Annotated in this window: 15 protein-coding genes; 2 read left to right on the forward strand and 13 right to left on the reverse strand. The window is 67.6% G+C overall.

What is annotated here, in order from left to right:
• Positions 1 to 92: 92 nt before the first annotated feature.
• The 4 genes from AC5I49_RS11345 to rpoN form a co-directional block, all read right to left on the reverse strand.
• Positions 93 to 3,932: an ATP-binding protein gene (locus AC5I49_RS11345; protein ID WP_495789325.1), complete on the reverse strand. Its 3,840-nt coding sequence runs from the start codon at positions 3,930 to 3,932 to the stop codon at positions 93 to 95.
• A 333-nt stretch (positions 3,933 to 4,265) separates the two neighbouring features.
• Complete coding sequence (locus AC5I49_RS11350) at positions 4,266 to 4,460, reverse strand: hypothetical protein (RefSeq protein WP_016446355.1); 195 nt, start codon at positions 4,458 to 4,460, stop codon at positions 4,266 to 4,268.
• Positions 4,461 to 4,509: 49 nt separating this feature from the next.
• Positions 4,510 to 4,818, reverse strand: coding sequence for a hypothetical protein (locus AC5I49_RS11355; protein WP_392418898.1), 309 nt, complete (start codon positions 4,816 to 4,818; stop codon positions 4,510 to 4,512).
• 184 nt (positions 4,819 to 5,002) lie between these two features.
• On the reverse strand, positions 5,003 to 6,337 hold the full coding sequence (gene rpoN / locus AC5I49_RS11360) for an RNA polymerase factor sigma-54 (RefSeq protein ID WP_495789326.1): 1,335 nt from the start codon (positions 6,335 to 6,337) through the stop codon (positions 5,003 to 5,005).
• Between the two features lie 233 nt (positions 6,338 to 6,570).
• Between rpoN and AC5I49_RS11365 the strand changes: the two genes are divergently transcribed.
• Positions 6,571 to 8,163 carry a nitrogen regulation protein NR(II) gene (locus AC5I49_RS11365; RefSeq protein WP_495789327.1) on the forward strand — a complete coding sequence of 531 codons (1,593 nt, stop codon included), beginning with the start codon at positions 6,571 to 6,573 and terminating at the stop codon, positions 8,161 to 8,163.
• 92 nt (positions 8,164 to 8,255) lie between these two features.
• On the opposite strand, the gene AC5I49_RS11370 is transcribed toward AC5I49_RS11365, so the two are convergent.
• The 6 genes from AC5I49_RS11370 to AC5I49_RS11395 all read right to left on the reverse strand — a co-directional run bounded on the left by AC5I49_RS11370 (position 8,256) and on the right by AC5I49_RS11395 (position 14,662).
• Entirely contained in the window at positions 8,256 to 8,399 is a 144-nt protein-coding gene (locus AC5I49_RS11370) for a hypothetical protein (RefSeq protein ID WP_016446351.1), read from the reverse strand.
• 44 nt (positions 8,400 to 8,443) lie between these two features.
• Positions 8,444 to 8,722 (reverse strand): GlsB/YeaQ/YmgE family stress response membrane protein, encoded by a 279-nt coding sequence (locus AC5I49_RS11375; RefSeq protein ID WP_016446350.1) that lies wholly within the window; start codon positions 8,720 to 8,722, stop codon positions 8,444 to 8,446.
• A 70-nt stretch (positions 8,723 to 8,792) separates the two neighbouring features.
• Positions 8,793 to 9,320: a hypothetical protein gene (locus AC5I49_RS11380; protein WP_047473796.1), complete on the reverse strand. Its 528-nt coding sequence runs from the start codon at positions 9,318 to 9,320 to the stop codon at positions 8,793 to 8,795.
• A gap of 95 nt (positions 9,321 to 9,415) precedes the next feature.
• Positions 9,416 to 11,011, reverse strand: coding sequence for a sigma-54-dependent transcriptional regulator (locus AC5I49_RS11385; protein ID WP_017404825.1), 1,596 nt, complete (start codon positions 11,009 to 11,011; stop codon positions 9,416 to 9,418).
• Positions 11,012 to 11,173: 162 nt separating this feature from the next.
• On the reverse strand, positions 11,174 to 12,235 hold the full coding sequence (locus AC5I49_RS11390) for a DNA topoisomerase IB (RefSeq protein WP_495789328.1): 1,062 nt from the start codon (positions 12,233 to 12,235) through the stop codon (positions 11,174 to 11,176).
• 339 nt (positions 12,236 to 12,574) lie between these two features.
• Positions 12,575 to 14,662: a catalase gene (locus AC5I49_RS11395; RefSeq protein WP_495789329.1), complete on the reverse strand. Its 2,088-nt coding sequence runs from the start codon at positions 14,660 to 14,662 to the stop codon at positions 12,575 to 12,577.
• Here AC5I49_RS11395 and AC5I49_RS11400 point away from each other — a divergent pair.
• The gene (locus AC5I49_RS11400; RefSeq protein WP_495789437.1) at positions 14,570 to 15,028 is read left to right on the forward strand and encodes a hypothetical protein; all 459 of its coding nucleotides are present in this window, start codon (positions 14,570 to 14,572) and stop codon (positions 15,026 to 15,028) included. The two genes, AC5I49_RS11395 and AC5I49_RS11400, sit on opposite strands and share 93 nt — an antisense overlap.
• 201 nt (positions 15,029 to 15,229) lie before the next feature.
• Here the strand turns inward: AC5I49_RS11400 and ku are convergent, their stop codons facing one another.
• From ku to AC5I49_RS11415, 3 genes are read right to left on the reverse strand one after another with little or no spacing between them, the layout of a single operon-like run.
• Entirely contained in the window at positions 15,230 to 16,219 is a 990-nt protein-coding gene (ku, locus tag AC5I49_RS11405; protein WP_495789330.1) for a non-homologous end joining protein Ku, read from the reverse strand.
• Positions 16,216 to 17,346 carry a non-homologous end-joining DNA ligase gene (gene ligD / locus AC5I49_RS11410; RefSeq protein WP_495789331.1) on the reverse strand — a complete coding sequence of 377 codons (1,131 nt, stop codon included), beginning with the start codon at positions 17,344 to 17,346 and terminating at the stop codon, positions 16,216 to 16,218. The genes ku and ligD overlap by 4 nt, the downstream gene beginning before the upstream one ends.
• Positions 17,231 to 17,776: a phage virion morphogenesis protein gene (locus AC5I49_RS11415; RefSeq protein WP_495789332.1), complete on the reverse strand. Its 546-nt coding sequence runs from the start codon at positions 17,774 to 17,776 to the stop codon at positions 17,231 to 17,233. Before AC5I49_RS11415 ends, ligD begins: the two co-directional genes overlap by 116 nt.
• Positions 17,777 to 17,815: the final 39 nt, after the last annotated feature.

A 17,815-nucleotide genomic window follows, 5' to 3' on the forward strand; every position in this document is an offset into this window, starting at 1 on the left:
TGTCTCGGTGAGTTCTGCAGCAGGCGCGCGAGCCGCGCAGGCAGCGCAGGCAGGCTGGGCGAAGCGGGGATTGTCGCGCGCAAAGGCGGTGCTCATGCAGACGTGCGCAGGCTCCTGAGCAGCCGCTCCAGCGTGTCGAAGCTCACGGGCTTGACCAGGTGGTGGTCCATGCCGGCCTCGCGCGATCGTCTCAGGTCATCCTCCTGCCCCCAGCCCGTGAGGGCGATCAGCAGGACCTGGTCGCGGCCCTGCCGGGCGCGGATGCGGCGCGCAACTTCCAGGCCGTCCATGCCGGGCAGGCCGATGTCCAGCAGCACGACGTCGGGCCTGAAGGCGTCGTGCATGGCCAGCGCGCCGTGGCCGTCGCGGGCGATCTCGACCTCGGCTCCCAGCAGCCCTAGCAGCATGGACAGGGTGTCGGCGGCGTCCGTGTTGTCATCGACCACCAGGATGCGGCCGAAGGCTGGCGCATCCCCGGACTGCGCGCCTGCGGCCGGTCCGGGCAGGGAGGGCACATCGGCGGGTGCATGGGCGGATGCATCGGCAGGTGCATGGGCCGGCAAGGGCAGGCGCAGCCGCAATTCGCTGCCCTGGCCCGGACCTTCGCTGAGCGCCTGCACGCTGCCGCCGTGCATCTCCACCAGGCTGCGCACCAGGGTCAGGCCGATGCCCAGGCCCCCCTGGCCCCGGCGGCCGCCGCGGTCCACCTGCATGAACATGTCGAAGATCCTGTCCAGCAGCGCGGCGGGGATGCCTATGCCGTCGTCACGCACGGAGATCACGGCCTGCGCACCCTCTGCCCAGGCCGCCAGCACGACGTGGCCGCCGGGATCGGTGTACTTGGCGGCATTGTTGAGAAGGTTGGTGACCATTTGCGCCAGCCGCACGGGGTCGGCCGGCAGCAGCAGGGTCTCGGCGGGCAGCTCCAGCCGAAGCTGGTGGCCGCCGGATTCCATGACCGCATGGCTGGCCGCCGCCACGCCTTGCAGCACGTTGTTCAGGTCCACCACCTCCTTGCGCAGCTGGACCTTGCCCGTGGTGATGCGCGAGACCTCCAGCAGGTCGTCCACCATGCGCACCATGTGGTTGACCTGGCGCTCCAGCATCTCCTGGCTGCGGCGCGCGCTGTCGTCGCCATGGACGGTGCGCTTGAGGATTTGCAGGCCGTGGCTGATGGGTGCCAGCGGATTGCGCAGCTCGTGGGCCAGGGTTGCCAGGAACTCGTCCTTGCGCCGGTCGGCCTCCCTGAGGTGCTGCTCGGCGCGCTTGAGTTCGGTGATGTCCTGGATGACGGAGCAGGTGCCCACGAGCTGCCCGCCGTCATCGCGCAGCGGAGCGGCGCTGACGCGCATCCACCATTCGCGGCCCTCGTCGTCGGTGTGCAGCATCTCCAGCCCCGGTATGACCACCTCGCCGCGCAGCGCGCGCCTGCCGGGCCAGTTCTCGGGCGGTATGGGCCGGCCCTTGTCGTCCCAGCCGCGCCAGCGCTGCACGCGGTCGGCAAGGGTGGACGGGATGGCGCGCGGGACGAATCGGTCCATGAGCGCATTGCTGAGCACCATGGTGCCGCCCATGTCGGACACGCCCACGCCCGCCGGCATCTGGTCGATGATGGCGCGCAGCCTTCTCTCGTTGGCGCGCAGGGCGGCATGGGCCTGCTCGCGCACGCGCTCGAGCTGCAGCAGCGAGGCGACGCGCGCCAGCAGCTCGCGCGCCGAAAAGGGCTTGACCAGGTAGTCGTCCGCGCCTGCGCGCAGGCCTTCGACCTGGGCCTCCTGGCCTGCACGCGCGGACAGCATGATGACGGGGATGGAGCGCGTGGCCTCGTCGCTGCGCAGCGCATGCAGCAACTCGAAGCCGTCGAGCACGGGCATCATCACGTCGGCAATCACGAGATCGGGCCGCTGGCGCCGGATGCAGTCCAGCGCGGCCCGGCCGTCGCCGGCCACCTCCACCTCGTACAGCGGACGCAGCAACTGGCCGATATAGCCGCGCATGTCGGCGTTGTCGTCGGCGCAGACGATGCGCGGCCGGGGGCCTTGCGGTTCGGCCCCAGCCGGCACGCCGTGCGGGGCGTGCGGGACGTGCGTGGGCGATTCGCCCGGCACCCACTGCCGCGTCTCGTCCACGAGCTGGCGTGCGGCCGGGGCGCCCGCGCCGTGCCCCGGCGGCGGCGGGGTTGACGGTGACGCGATGGGGTTCACCTGTTCGGCCGGCAGGTGCGCGCTACCCTTGGGCAGCCGCACGGTGAAGCGGCTGCCCTCGCCCTCCGTGCTGGTGACCGTGATGGTGCCGCCATGCAGCCGCACCAGTTCCTGCACCAGGGCCAGGCCGATGCCCGTGCCCTCGTGCGTGCGGGCGGGCTTGCCCGGAATGCGGTGAAAGCGCTGGAAAAGATGGGGCAGGTGCTGGGGTGCGATCCCCGAGCCGGTGTCGCTGACGGACAGCTCCACCGCAGGGCCCGCGTCGTGCAGCGCCACGGCGATCTCGCCCTGCAAGGTGAACTTGAAGGCGTTGGACAGCAGGTTGAGCACGATCTTTTCGTACATGTCCTGGTCCACGTAGACCGACCCTTGCAGTGGCGGGCAGTCCACGCGCAGCCGCAGGCCCGCCTGCTCCATGGCCGAGCGGAACACGCTGGCCAGCTCGGCCGTGGCGCGGGCCAGGTCCGTGGGCTCGTAGCTGGCCTGCATGCGCCCGGCCTCAATGCGCGCGAAGTCCAGCAGGGCGTTGACCAGCTTTTGCAGGCGCAGCGCGTTGCGGTGGACCATCTGCGCCTGATCGGGCGGCAGGTGGCCGCCGTGCTCGCGCAGGGCGTCGTCCAGCGGTCCCAGGATCAGCGTCAGCGGCGTGCGCAGCTCGTGGCTGACGTTGGAGAAGAACACGGTCTTGGCACGGTCCACCTCGGCCAGGGCCCGGGCGCGCCGCGCTTCCTGCTCATAGGCCACGGCGTGCGCGACAACGCCGCCCGTGTGGCTTGCCACCATATCGAGGAAGGCGCAGTACTCCGCATCCAGCGGGCGGCGCGGGCTGACGCCCAGCACCAGCACGCCCGAGGCCTGGCCGTCGCCCGACCAGCGAACGGGCACGATGCGCGCCAGGCGCGAGGGTTCGGGCCAGGGGCCGCCAGGCAGGGTCAGGCCCAGCTGCGCCAGGTCCACGTTGGCCGGCTGGCCCGATTGCACGGCCTGGGCCAGCGGCCAGGGCGCGGGGTCGGCCGCCAGGTCGGTGTCCATGCCGGTGGAGCACAGTAGCTGGAAGGCCGGGGGAGCGGTGTCTGCGCTGCCTGCATCCGGGGCGGCCTGACATTCGTAGATGATGGCGAAGGGCACGTCGTAGGGGTTTTCATCCAGCACGGCGCAGACCTTTTCGCCCGCGTCCTTGGCACTGCGCATGTCCAGCGTGCGGATGCCCAGGCGGTGCAGCGTCTCCAGGCGCCGCCGGCTGACGATTTTCTCGGTGGTGTCGGTGCAGGGACAGAACACGCCCTGCACGGTGATGCCGTCATCGGCCAGGATGGGGCCGTAGGTGAAGGTGACGAAGACCTCTTCCTGCGGCAGCTCGCGGTCGAAGAAGTAGCGCGCATCGGTGGACCAGGTGGCCTGGCCCGTGCGCAGCACGCCCTCCAGCATGGGGCCGATGTCGTCCCAGATCTCGCTCCAGCATTGCGCGCCGGCCTGTCCCAGCGCCTTGGGGTGCTTGCTGGTGCCCAGGAAGGGAATGTAGGCGTCGTTGTAGATCAGCCGGAAGTCATCGCCCCACCAGATGATGATGGGAAAGCGCGAGCCCAGCATCAGGCTGGCGGCGTTGCGCAGGCTTTGCGGCCAGCTCTGCGGCGAGCCCAGGGGCGTGCCCTCCCAGTCGTGGGCGCGCACGCGCGCCGCCATTTCGCCGCGCTGCGGCAGGAATCCAAAACTGTCTTCTGAATTCACGGGTTCTCCCACGGGATTGCCGACTTCGCGGGCCGGCCTGTGTCGTTGATCCAGGCGCCGGGGCCGCGGGGGCGGCGCAGCTATCGCGAGGCGGATTGCGCTGCAGGTGCGGCGCCTCGCCTGCGGGCGCCCTTGCGGGCAGCGCAATGCGCTGCTTGCCGGCCCCGGCCGCAGCCCGATTGCCTGCCGCCGCCGCTGTCCTTGTCCACGGTGGCCCACAGGCGCCTTTCGGCCTCTTCATGGCCTGCGCCGCGCGATTCGTGGCTGTGCACTATGTGCCGGGCCTGGCGTTTTCGCTCATGGGTATCGGTGGATTTGTCTCCTCGGGGCATGTCACTCTCCCTTGCGGGTCTGTTCCTGCTCGGGCGCGGGCGGCAATTCTATGGGGGGCGCCGTGGTGGGCGGATCTATCGGCTCGGGTCCGCGCGGGCGGCCGGGCTGGCGGTTGGGATCGTCGGGTGCCACGGGGTCGTTGGGCGTGGTCGGCACCTGGGGAATATTGGGTGCGTGGGGCAGGGGGTGGTTCATGGCTGCTGCTGTCCTGAGGGGAAGGGTTGATACAAGTGCGCAAGCGGGCTCAGCGTGGCGCGGTGGTGGCGGGTGCGGTGGCCGGATCGGCCTGCGGCGGCGTCATGGACGGCGCGGCAGGTGCGGCAGGTGCGGCCGGCGAGGCAGAGGAGGTGGGTTCTGTCGCTGGCGTTCCGGTGGCGCTGGGCGCATCCAGCCGCCCCCTGGGTGCCATGAAGTTGAACATCAGCACCAGGATCAGTGCGACGGCGGCCGTGAGGGCGGCGATGCGCAGCGGCCAGCGGCCATCGCGGATGTGGTTGCTCTCGCTGCGCTGGCGTTCGAGGGGGGCGTGCACTCTGCGGGGAGGGGTGTCCATGGCGGTCTCCTTCAATCCATGAGCCTTCACCTTAGGCCGGACGGCGGCCTGCAACTGTCGGACAAGGCAGGACCTGGGGGAGCGACAAGCCGCTGCACGGCAGTGGGGCTTGGCAGGACACACCGCCACGGGCAGCGGCGCCAAGGGCCATCGCAAGGCCGCGGCCGCGACGGCAGGTGCCGTGTCAGCCGTGGCGCCTGCGCCTGTCGGCCGGCGCTATGCGCAGCAGCTGGCGGTACTTGGTGACGGTGCGGCGGGCCACGACCAGGCCCTGGGCGCCCAGCTGGCGTGCGATATCGACGTCGGACAGGGGCCGGGCATCGGATTCGGCCGCGATGATGTCGCCGATCAGCTCGCGGATGGCCGTGGCCGAGCAGGCGCTGCCGCTGGCACTGAGCATGGGGCGCGAGAAGAAGTGCTTGAGCTCGAACACGCCCGTGGGCGTGGCCATGTACTTGTTGTTGGTCACGCGCGAGACGGTGGATTCGTGCACACCCACTTCCTCGGCAATTTCGCGCAGCACCAGCGGCTTCATGGCCATGGCGCCGAACTCCAGGAACAGCTCCTGCTTTCGCACGATGGCCCGGGCCACGTCCAGGATGGTGGAAAAGCGCTGCTCCACATTGCGCACGGTCCAGCGCGCGTCCTGCAGATGGTCGGCCAGCTGGGCCTGGCCCGTGCAGCGGTGGCGCTGGAACAGCTGCTCGTAGACGCTGTTCAGTCGCACGCGCGGCACGACGGCGGGGTTCAGTTGCACATTCCAGCCGCTCGGTCCCCTGCGCACGATCACGTCGGGAACGATGTAGTCCACGCGCGTGCAGCCGAAGCTCCAGCCAGGCCTGGGGTTGAGGCGCCGTATGGCATCCATGGCCTGCACGATCTGGGCCGCCGGCACCTGCAGCGCCTTGGCCAGCCGCGGCACGTCGCGCGCGGCCAGCGCGTCCATGTGGTGCTGCAGCAGGGTCTGCGACAGCTGGCGCAGCGTGGCGTCGGCCATCTGCGGGCATTGCAGCAACAGGCATTCGCCCACGCTGCGCGCGGCCACGCCCGCCGGATCCAGCGATTGCACCAGTCGCAGGGCGATGAGCATTTCCTGCGCATCGGGCGCCGGGCTGAGCGCCAGCAGGCCGGCCAGCTCCTGCAGGTCCGTGCGCAGATAGCCGTCGTCGTCCAGCGATTCCACGATGGCGCGCGCCATGCACAGGTCGCGCGGCGTCATGGCCGTCACGTTGAGCTGGCCGTGCAGGTGCATGGCCAGCGTGGTTTCGCAGGCAGCCGTGTCCATGGCGGAGCCTTCCGCGTCAACGGCCTGGCGCGCGCCCAGGTGCATGTCGGCCACCCACAGGTCGCGGTCATCTGCGGGCTCGGCATCTTCCAGGAATGGGTTGTCCTCCATCTTGCTGCGCACCATCGCGGCAAAGTCCAGCGAGGACATCTGCAGCATGCGCACCGCGTGCTGCAAGCGCGGGGAAAGCGTCTGGGACTGGCGTATGTCCGCCTTGAGGTGCATGGAACCCATCTCGTCTCCTTGTTGCGATGGCCACAAGGACGCAACGTTCATGCCCCGATCAGCGTGGCGAATCGTCTGGATACACTTTGGGCACGAAACCTGCTGCGTACTTGCTGCGCAGAAGGCACAGGGGCCCGGGGTTCGGCCGTCGCTGCGGGTATCGGCTTTGCAACAGCAGGGCCGCTCAAGGCGCCTGCGGTAAAAATTTCCGCTCGGGCGCAAGGTTTTCTGCAAACTTTGCCATGTACCAATCCACCGGTTTTCACACGGTCCCGCCGCCGGGAACCCTCAATGCAGTCCCGCAAGGCGGGGCGCGCGGCGCCGCACGCGGGCCATCCATGTCCATGCGCCTGAGACGGGTCCTGTTGCTTCTGGCCTTGCTGGTGCTTGTGCTGGCCGCCTCGTCTTGGCTGCTGTTGCGCGCCTATCAATCCGGGCACGCGGCGCAGGAGCAGGCCGTTCGCATCGCCAGCATGGCCGCGGCCCGCCTGCTGGACAGGCAGGAGCCACGCGCTGCCAATGCCGAGCAGGCGCTGGCTGCCGTCCAACCGCTGCTGGAGGCGGGATGGTCCGGCTTTCTGGTGGACAGCGCGGGCCGTGCGGTGCCGGCCGGCACGGCTGCGGCAACGGGTCAGCCTGCCTTGCCCGCTGATTTCAGCGAGCGCCTGGCTTCCAGCCTGGCGCACGGCTGGCTGGATGTGCCTGATGCGCAGGGCGGCACCCTGCGCGTTTTCTTCAGCAGGACGGCCCAGGGCTGGACCTGGGTGAGCTGGGTTCCCTGTTCCGCGCTGGATCCGGCGTGTTCCCCGCTCCTGAGGGGCGTGATCTGGGCGGCGATCGTGTTGTTTGCGCTGGCCGGCCTGGGCCTGGCGGGGCTGGCCTTGCGTGGCAGGGCGGACCCGATGAGGCCGGCCCGGCGCAGCCAGGCCGGCGGCGCACCGGGGGAGCGGGACAACGAAGCCGGCGAGGCCCATATCCAGAACGAGCGCCTGCAGGTGGTCGGCCGGCTGGCAGGCCGCTTCTCCCATGAGTTCAACAACCAGCTCGGCGTTCTGAGCAACAGCGCCTATCTGATTGAGCGTCGTTCGGAGGACCCGAACCTGCGCCTGCCTGCACAGGCCATGCTGCGTTCGGTGGACACGGCCAGCCGGTTGACGCAGCAGCTGCTGCGCTTCGGGCCGCGCCACAGCACGCATGCGCTGGTGGTGGATCTGTACCGCTGGTTGCCGGGCGTGCGGGGCACGCTGGCCGTGGTGCTGGGAAAGCGCGTGGCGCTGGAGGTGGCTGAGCCCGCCGAGGCCAGCCCGCCGGGCCAGCCGGCCGCGCGCCTGGGCGTGTATGTGGACCCTGACGAGCTGGAGCTGGCGCTGATCAGCATTTTCCTGTCCGTGCGCGAGGCCTTGCCCGATGGCGCCCGCGTGCGCATGGCGGCACATCCCGTGGGCGGACATCTTGCGGCATCGGCCGCCAAGGGCGAGCAGGTGGAGATCCGCATCGAGGCCGTGGCCCACTGGCAGGGCGCCGGGCCGGGGCCGGAGGGGGTGGGTCCGGGCGAATCGGGCGTAGCGGGCGTAGTGGCCGCAGCCAGCGCCGAGGCGCCGCAGCGGCCGCAGGAATCCCGCCCCGGCGTGCGCTTGAGCGACGCCGATGCAGATGCCTCCTGCGGCCTGGCCCTGGCGCGCCGGCTGTGCCTGGCTGGCGGTGGCGTGGCGTGGGCCGAGGGCGGCAGCGGGGGAGGCGACGGCGATGGAGACAGCGGCGGCCTGGCCGTCTCTCTGGTGCTGCCGCGCGTGCCCATGGCGGCGCAGGATTGTCTTGCGCAAAGCCTGGACTGAGCTGGCATTCGCGGCCCTGGAAACAGGACTGCGCGCCGGGGCGCGCAGTCAGCAAGCAGGAAAGTCAAAAAAGAGAGGAGGGCCGAGCCCGGTCAGCGTGCGAGGCGCGCGATCAGCAGCCCCGCCGCCAGCGCCGTGGCAATGGAGCGCAGCGGTTTCTTGCACACGGCGCTGCCCTGGCGGGAGAGGTCGGTGCTGCCAGCGGTACTTCTGGTCTGGAAGGGATCTTTGCTCATGGAGGCTCCTTTCCTGCAAGTCAATGGCCCGTGGCCGGGCCGCCTCAGTGGCGCATGCGCGGTTTGCACAGGTTGAAGATGGCCAGCAGCGCAACGGCGCTGGCCATGGAAATGAAGATGGACATGGATGTGGCAGGCACCTGCGCCTGCGCATCCATGGCCGAGGGCGCCAGCAGCGGCGCCAGCAGCCAGCCGCCCAGCAAGGCGCCGATGGCGCCTATTGCCACGTTGAGCAAAATGCCTTGCTGGGCCTGGGTGTTCGTGACCATGCTGGTGATCCAGCCGATCAGCCCGCCCACCATCAGCCAGATGAGGAAATCCATGGCATCGCCTTTGACAAAAGTTGCAGTTGAATATCAATGGCAATCGGCGTGCCTGCCCGTCGCAAGCGACTCAGCGCTCCGGTCGCGGGGTGCCGTTGCCCTGGGCCGGCGCGGGGCGGATTTGTGCCCGCTCGGCTTCGCGGCCTGAAGGTGTCTGGGCGTCCAGGCCCCGGTCGGGCGACTCGCTGACCTGGGGCAGATCGGCGGCGTGTTCTATCAATTCCTCGATGATGAAGCGGCCGTAGAGCTGGGCGCGCTCGGCGCCGGCGGCCTTGAGGGCATCGGCGGCGTTGCGTGCGGCCTCGTCGCTGTCCACCCGTACCACCAGCCAGTGGTAGCCGCGCTCGGCCAGGGCCTGGTGGGCCTTGACCAGATTGAGTTCCTGGCCCACGGCGGCCACGGGACTGGCCTGTCGCAGGTCTTGGTCGATCTGGGCCAGCATTTCCCGGTCGGTGTAGCGCCGTACGTCCTGCTCGGGCAGGTTCAGCGCCTGCAGCGCCGCCATGCCGTCATCGGCCTGCGCAGCCGTGGGAAAAGAGACCACCATGTGGCCCACGGGCTTGAAGACACCGTAGGCGCGGGCAGGAGAGGAGTCCATGGGCTTGTCCTTGGTTGCTCAAAGGTGCTTGCAGGGTGGCAAGCAGCGTGCCCGCAAGGCAACGGCAATAGGTGCTGTGCGCGTCTGCGCACGTGTCAGCCGGGTTCGGGGTCCGTCCTGTCCTTTTTGCCGCCCGCATAGTCCTTGAGCCGGTTGTACAGCGTCTTGAGGCTGATGCCGAGCACGGCGGCCGTGCGTTCCTTCTGGTACTTGCACTGCTTGAGCGTGGCCTGGATCAGCAGCCGCTCGGCCTGCGCCATGGTCATGCCGATGGGCAGCTGTATGGTGGCCGGCTCCATATCGGGCAGGTCGTAGGCGTCGCCTGCCGCGCCGTGGTCGGCGAACGGATGCACGGCGACAGGCGCGGCCTGCGCAGTGGGCGGCAATTGCGGGGCGTTGGCGGCCAGCTGTGCAGGCACGGATGTGTGCACGGATGCGTGCAATGACACCGGCATGGGGGCGGGCTGGGCAATGGCCACCGGTGGGCGTGGCAGCCATTCGGTGCCTACCTGCGGGCCGGGCTCCATGACGTAGGCACGCTGCACGGCATTGCGCAGCTCGCGCACATTGCCGGGCCAGCTGTGCTGCGCCAACTGCCTCAGGGCCGACGCCGTGAACTGCTTGGTCTGGCCCTCTCGCTGCGAGATGGCCTGCAGCAAGTGCTGGGCCAGCAGCGGGACGTCGGACAGGCGCTCGCGCAGCGGCGGCAGCTCGATAGGAAAGACGTTCAGCCGGTACAGCAGGTCCTCGCGCAGCCTGCCGCTGGCCACGGCCTCGAAGGGGCAGCGGTTGGTGGCGGCGATCACGCGCACATCGGTCTGCAGCGTCTGGGTGGAGCCCACGCGCATGAAGCGGCCGGTCTCCAGCACGCGCAGCAGCTTGACCTGCAGCTCCATGGGCATTTCCGTGATCTCGTCCAGGAACAGCGTGCCCGTGGCCGCGCGCTCGAAAAAGCCCTGGTGCTGGCGGTCGGCGCCCGTGAAGCTGCCCTTTTCGTGGCCGAAGATCTCGCTTTCGATGAGATGCGGCGAAATGGCGCCGCAGTTCACGGCAAGAAACGGGCGGCTGCGCCGCTGGCTCAAGTCGTGCAGGGTCTGCGCCACGACCTCCTTGCCGGTGCCGCTCTCCCCCGTGAGGAACACCGTGACCGAGGTGCCCGCCACGCGCTCCATCTGCTGGTACAGGCGCTGCATGGGAGGCGATTGGCCCAGGAGCCGGCCAAAGCGTCCTTCCTGCGCGCAGTAGCTGCCAGCGGGTGCGCAATGGTCTTGTGCCGTGATCTGATCGGAGGCCGGGCCTGCGCCGTTGCGGCTGTCCGCGCCCGACAGGCCCGGCGTGGGGATGAGAAAACGCGAAAGAATGTCCTCGAGCCGGCCTATGCCCACGGGCTTGACCAGATAGTCCATGGCGCCTCGGCGCAGGGCTTCGATGGAGGAGTCCAGGCTGGCATGGCCGGTCACCAGCACGATCTGCGAGTCCTGCGGCACTTGCCGGTCGCCGAACAGGTCCATGCCGTTGCCATCGGGCAGCTGCAGGTCCAGCAGAACCAGGCTGGGCGGCTGCATGGCCATCTGGCGGCGCGCATCGCGCAGGGTGTGGGCCACGGCGACCGAAAAGCGGTCCACGCCCACCAGTTCGCGCATGGTGGCTGCCGAGTCCGCGTCGTCATCGACGATCAGCACGTGGTTCATTCCATGGCCTCCAGAGCTGCCGGCCGCAGCCTGTTTTGACAAAAATTCATGATCCGGCAGTTTAGGGGCTGGGATGTATGCATCTGTGTCAGTCCACAGGCACAGTGCTTGCCGGGTGGTCCGGTCCCCGCCGCCGTCGCCGCAAAGAGGGGATCAAGCGGATCAGGCGGGCCGGCGGCTGGCGCCCTGGGCACGGCGGGGCGGGGTCCGGCGGGGCCGGGGCTGGGGCTCCAGCAGGCCCAGGAACAGGCATTCCTTGGCGCTCAGCCCGCGCGTGCGCCGTGCGGGTGCAGCGGTCGCGGCGGGCGGGCATTGTCCGGGCTGCTCGCACAGGGCCAGTACCTGGGGATGGATGTAGAACTTGCGGCAAACCGTACAGGTATTGCCCAGGCGCCGCGCCACCTCGGCGATGAGGTCCGTGAAGGTGAGCGCGCCTGGATGGCGGGTGCCCGCCGGTGACGCTGCGGCGGCCATGGCCAGCTCCAGCGCGTACACGCTGGCATGCCAGGTACGGAAGTCCTTGGCACTGAAGTCCGGTCCGTCTGCCTCGTCTGCCCCGGCCTTGCTGCAGATCCTGCGGATGTAGTCGTTCACGTGCTCGGAGCGCACATGGTGAACATCCCCCTCGTCGTCCACGAACTGGAAAAGCCGCTGCCCCGGCAGGTCCTGGCAGCGCTTGACGATGCGGGCCACGGCCCGGTCGGACACGCGGGCCTGCTGGGCGACGCCGCTCTTGCCCTTGAAGCTCAGCGTCAGCTCGCCGGCGCGCACCTGGGCGTGGCGGTTCCTGAGCGTGGTCAGGCCGAAGGATCCATTGGCTTCTGAATACTCGTCATTGCCAACGCGCAGCGCCGTGCAGTCCAGCAGCCAGACGATGGTGGCCACCACGGTTTCGAGCTGCGGCCGCCCCGGCCTGAGGTCCCGCGCCACGGCACGCCGAATGGCGGGCAGATGCCGGCCGAACTCGCGCATGCGGTCGAACTTGACCTGCTTGCGCTGCTCCTGCCACTGCGGGTGATAGCGGTATTGCTTGCGCCCGCGGGCATCGCGGCCCGTGGCCTGCAGGTGGCCCCGGGCGTCAGGGCAGATCCATACATCCACATAGGCCGGTGGAATGGCCAATTTGCGGATGCGCTCCAGCGCCTGGGCGTCGCGCACGGGCCTGCCGTCCTGGTCCACATAGGAAAAGCCTTTGCCACGCCGCACGCGGCGCCAGCCGGGCATGCGGTCGTTGACATGGATGAGGTCTGCAGTCAGTGCAACCCCTGCGGCGGCGGAGGTGCGATGGGGGGATCGGAATAGGGTGAAGGCGCCGGAGCCGGCGGAGGATCACCCACGGGTGGCACCAGCGGCTCGGTCGGCGGCGGATTGACCGGCGGAGCGACGGGAGGTGTGGCAGGCGGTGTGGGTGGTGCAGCGATCATGGAACGGTTTCTCCTGTGATGGTGGCGGGCCGCAGCGGCCGTGCAGCCGCTGCAGCAATCGCCATGCCCGGACCCCTGCACGGGGCCGAAGCGTTGACATTTGGTAGCAATGATTCGCGAAAACCGGTGGCCTGCGGCCTCAGGCCAGCGTCCTCAGCGTAGGCTCGCGGTCCCAGAAGCGTTTCTTGGCGCCTTCGACAAAGGGCTTGGGCGTGTCGATGGGAAACACGCCCTCGTCCGGCGTGATGCCCGCGGTCTGCAGGATGTGCCCCGTGGCCTTGCAGGCCGCAATGGCCTTGAGGTGGCCGAAGGCATCGCGGAACCAGTCCTGCGCGGCCGCTTCCCGGGCCAGGGCTTCGCCGCGCTGCGGCGTGAGGATGGACACCACGGCGTCGAACTGCGCCGAGGGCGATCCGGCCAGCTGGCCGTCTGCGGGCAGGTGGCTGCCGTCGTCCAGCGTGGCGCCGCCGATCTTGGGCGCAATGATCTTCACGCTGGCCTTTTGCGCCACCAGGGCCTTGTGGAAGGCGGCAATATGCCGGGCGCTGGAGCCTTCATCCACCAGGATGGCCACGCAGCGGCCCTGCAGTGTGGGCTTCATGCGGTCGATGATGCGCGTGGCCGGGCTGGGCGGCAGCTTTTGCGGGGGCACGGCAGGCTTGGCGGCAGGCGGCAGCTGGGGCAGGCCCAGGCCGTCGGCCACGCGCTTTGCCAAGTCGGCGTCTATCACCTGCAGGTGGCCCACCACGGCCAGTCGCACATGCGGCGTCTGCACCTTGGACAGCTCGAACACCAGGGCGCTGGCGATGTGGGCCTGCTCCACCGCGCTCTGGCTGGCGTAGAACATGCGCGCCTGGCTGTAGTGGTCGGCAAAGCTTTCGGGGCGGATGCGGCCCTTGGCGCCGTCCCCGTCATCCTGGGCAAAGTGCCTGAAGCCGCGCGCCGCCGAGGCGCGCGGACTGTCGGCCTGCAGGCTGGAGGGCTCGTAGGCCACGCGGCCCTTGGGCACCTGGGTCTGCATATGGCCGTCGCGCTGGTCGTGGGCAAACGGGCATTTGGGCGCGTTGATGGGCAGCTGCGTGAAGTTGGGCCCGCCCAGGCGCGACAGCTGGGTGTCCAGGTAGGAGAAAAGGCGGCCCTGCAGCAGCGGATCGTTGCTGAAGTCGATGCCCGGGGGCAGGTTGGCCGGGCAGAAGGCGACCTGCTCGGTCTCGGCAAAGAAGTTGTCGGGCCAGCGGTCCAGCACGAAGCGGCCGATCTTGCGCAGCGGTATTTCCTCTTCCGGAATGATCTTGGTGGGGTCCAGATGGTCATAGGGCAGGGCGTCGGCCTGTTCCTGCGAGAACAGCTGCACGCACAGCTCCCAGGCCGGGTAGTCGCCCGCCTCGATGGCCTCGAACAGGTCGCGGCGGTGGTAGTCGTTGTCGGCGGCCTGCAGCTTCAGGGCCTCGTCCCAGACGGTGGATTGGATGCCCAGCTCAGGCCGCCAGTGGAATTTCACGAAGGTGCTTTTGCCTTGCGCATTGACCAGCCGGAAACTGTGCACGCCAAAGCCCTCGATCATGCGCAGGCTGCGCGCGATGGTGCGGTCGCTCATGATCCACATGACCATGTGCATGGACTCGGGCATGAGGGAGATGAAGTCCCAGAACGTGTCGTGCGCCGTGGCAGCCTGTGGAAAGCCCCGGTCCGGCTCCATCTTCACGGCATGGACCAGGTCGGGAAACTTCATGGCGTCCTGGATGAAGAACACCGGAATGTTGTTGCCGACCAGATCCCAGTTGCCCTCTTCGGTATAGAACTTGATGGCGAAGCCGCGCACGTCCCGCGGGGTGTCCACCGAGCCTGCGCCGCCGGCCACGGTGGAAAAGCGCACGAAGACCGGCACCTGCTTGCCGGTTTCGGTCAGCACCTTGGCGGTGGTGTACTGCTCCAGTGAATCGGTCAGCTGGAAATAACCGTGGACACCTGTGCCGCGTGCATGGACGATCCGCTCCGGAATGCGCTCATGGTCGAAATGCGTGATTTTCTCGCGCAATATGAAATCTTCCAGCAGCGTGGGTCCCCTTGGCCCTTGCTTCAATGAATTCTGGTTGTCCGCAACCGGTATGCCCTGCTGCGTCGTCAATACAGGATGAGAGGCTTCGGCCTGCTGCTGGAGTTCTCCGCCGTGGCCAACGGGGCATTGGGATGGGGATTTCTTTTCAGCTGGGGCTTTCTTTGCCATGATGCACTCCTTGGGAATGAACGCCATGTTCTTTTGACGCGGATATTTCAAGCGGAGCAACGGTATGTTTTTCAGTTGCCGCAATGGGAAAATAAAAAAAGGGCCCGGAGGACCCTTTTTTCAGGTCATGCAACCTGCGGCTCAACGCTGCTGGTGGCTGTCCTGCTTTTGCTGCTGACCCGGCTGGTTGCGCTGGGGGTTGCTCTGCTGTTGCTGATGGTTGGGATTATTGGGATTGCTTTGCTGCTGCTGCCCCGGATTGTTTTGTTGCTGCTGCTGGTTCTGCTTGTTCTTGTCGTTTTGCTGGTTGCTGGCCGTGTTGCCTTGAGGGTTATTGGTCTGTTGCGTCATTTCCATACTCCTTAAGTAAACAGCGATGCCGTCATCACTGCAATTTCATTGTGCTGCCTGAAAAATCCACGGCGTGTAGGAAATTCGGAAGATTACTTTTGGTAAATCATTGGAATTTGCTATGCATATCGTGGAATCCATTTTTGCGGCAAAAATGCATGTATTTTTTATCATGAAATGCCATTTGTAGATTATGCAAAACGGCAATGGTCCGTTTCATTTGGATGTTGAACGTTTTGCAGGCGCCTTGGACGCTGGCTTTCGGGGCTTGGGTGTTGTCCGGGTCGCGGGCGCTTTTGCAGCTTTTGCAGCTTTTGCCGCCGCCCCGGTATTTTTTTCCTTGGCCGCGGAGGCGGTGGCCCCGCTGCCTGCCTTGCCCAGGCTGCTCCTGAGCAGGGCGGTCAGATCCAGCACGGCTGCGTTGGCGGGTGCGGCGGGCGCGTCCTGCTGCCTTTGCACACTTTGCACGTCGCCCGCATGGGCCTTGGCCTGCACCAGCTGGTGGATTTCCTCGCTGAAGGAGTTGCGGAACTGGTCGGCGTCCCAGGCCTGGCTCATGTCCTTGATCAGTGCCAGGGCCATGGTCATTTCGGCGGCCTTGATGCCTGCGGCCCTTGCGTCCAGCGGCGGCAGGTCCAGCTGCTCGAAGGAGCGGATCTCGCCGCCCCAGCGCAGCAGGTTCAGCACCAGCGCCCGGCCGCAGGGGATCAGGATGGCCAGGTGCTGCTTGGCCTGGATGACGACCTTGGCCACGCCCACCTTGTTGCTCTTGCGCAGCGCCTCGCGCAGCAGTGCGTAGACCTTCCCGCCCCGGTGCAGGGGGGCGGTGTAGTAGGGCCGCTCCAGGTAGATGAAGGGGATATCGTCGGCATCGACAAAGGCCTCGATCTCTATGGTCTGCGTGGTCTTGGGAAAGGCGGCAGCAATCTCTTCGGCGCTCAGCACCACGTAGCGGCCTTCTTCGAATTCCACGCCCTTGACGATGTCGGCCGAGGCCACCTCCTTGCCTGTGACCTTGTTGATGCGCTTGTAGCCCACGGGCTGCATGTTGCGCTTGTCCAGCCAGTCGAAGTCGATGTCCGTGCTGGCCGTGGCTGCATACAGGCCTATCGGGATGTGGACCAGGCCAAAGCTGATGGCCCCCTTCCACAGGCTGCGCGAGGAGACGGCCGGGGCCGTGCGGGGAGATGTGGCTTTCCTGGTCATCGTTGTGCTTTCCTCGTTGGCGGCGCTTCGCGGGCCGGTGCCTCGAAGCCCAGCGCCTTCATGGCGCGGCCCAGGCTGGTGGCCGCCGTGCCATAGTGCTCCCAGGGCGAGTTGCCCAGGCGCAGGCGCTGGTACACCGAGCGAATGGTCCAGTGCGCGCCGCCCGTGAGCCTGTCGAGCTCGTTCCAGCCCACGGGCACGGAGATGCCCATGCCGGGCCGCGCACGCGCTGTCCACGCGCAGGCCGTGGTGGCGCCAAAGCCGTTGCGCAGGTAGTCCACGAAGATTTTTCCCACGCGGTTGCGTGGCCCGCTCTTGGCCACGAAGCGCTGGGGCACGGTGCTGGCCAGGTGCTGGACCACGGCCTGGGAGAAGGCCTTGACCGTGTCCCAGTCCAGCAGCCGCTTGATCGGCACGACCACATGCAGGCCCTTGCCGCCGCTGGTTTTGAGGAAGGCCGGCAGCTCCAGCTCCTGCAGCAGCACATGCAGCAAGGTGGCCGCTTCCTGCACCTGCGTCCAGGGCACGCCCTCGCCGGGGTCCAGGTCGAAGGTCATGCGGTCGGGCCGGTCGATGCGGTCCCGGCGGGCATTCCAGGTGTGCCATTCGATGGTGTTCATCTGCGCGGCCGCCACCAGGCCTTCACGCCGCGCCACCTCCATCAGCGGCGCATGGCCGGGATCGAGTTCGGGCGCCAGGGCGGCAATGCCCTGCAGCGGCGTCTGGTCCATGTGTTTCTGGAAGAACAGCTCGCCCTCGATGCCCTCCGGCGCGCGCACCATGGCCACGGGCCGGGCCTTGAGGTGGGTGATCATGAAGGGGGCCACCGTGGCGTAGTAGCGCGCCAGCTCCATCTTGTGAACGGCAGTGAGATAAAGAAAGAGGGAGAGGTGCGATAAATCGGGAAAACCGGGGCAGAAATGGGAAGAGATGGGACGGCACTCTGCAAATCTATTTCCCACTACGAAACACGATGATGTCGGCGCTTCTGGCCCCTCTACGGGGCGACCGCTACTCGTCCAGCAAGTATGAACGCACCAGGTTGACGACGTTGTCTCGGCCGGCCTGGGACATGCCCAGGAATCGCCGAGCAGGGATGTCGCCCCAGGGGATCGGAAAGCTGCCATTGCGGCTTGCGTAGATCCCGAAACCGAGTTCGCCGGACTTGGCGCCGAAGTGGAACGTGCCGGCGTAGACCATAGGGCTACCGATGCCCACCGCGTCCTCCCCCTGCACCTGGTAGTTGATCGTTGTACCCAGCATGCGCGTCTCGCCAGTACCTGGCTTCTTGTTTGCGAGCTTGGCCTGGCTACCTTTGGTCAGCGTACCGTCTTTCTTGCGGGCGAAGAGCGCGCTGTACCGTGCCATCGTGACGGGCTTGTTGGGCGCCCAGGCATTGCCATCTGGATCGGTGGCCGTCGCAAAGCGCTGTTTCGTCTCCTGGGCCTGGTCTTCGCCGATTTCCTTGAGAACGGGCAGCAGGTTGCGGCTGCGTTCGACCAGGCCGTGCAGGTAGTCCAGACCGCTGCGGTCGGTCAGCGTGATGATTTGCGGCATTTCGGCCCCTTCGGTAAAATCTCACTGCCTTGCACAGCA

The sequence above is a fragment of the Delftia sp. genome (assembly GCF_059499305.1).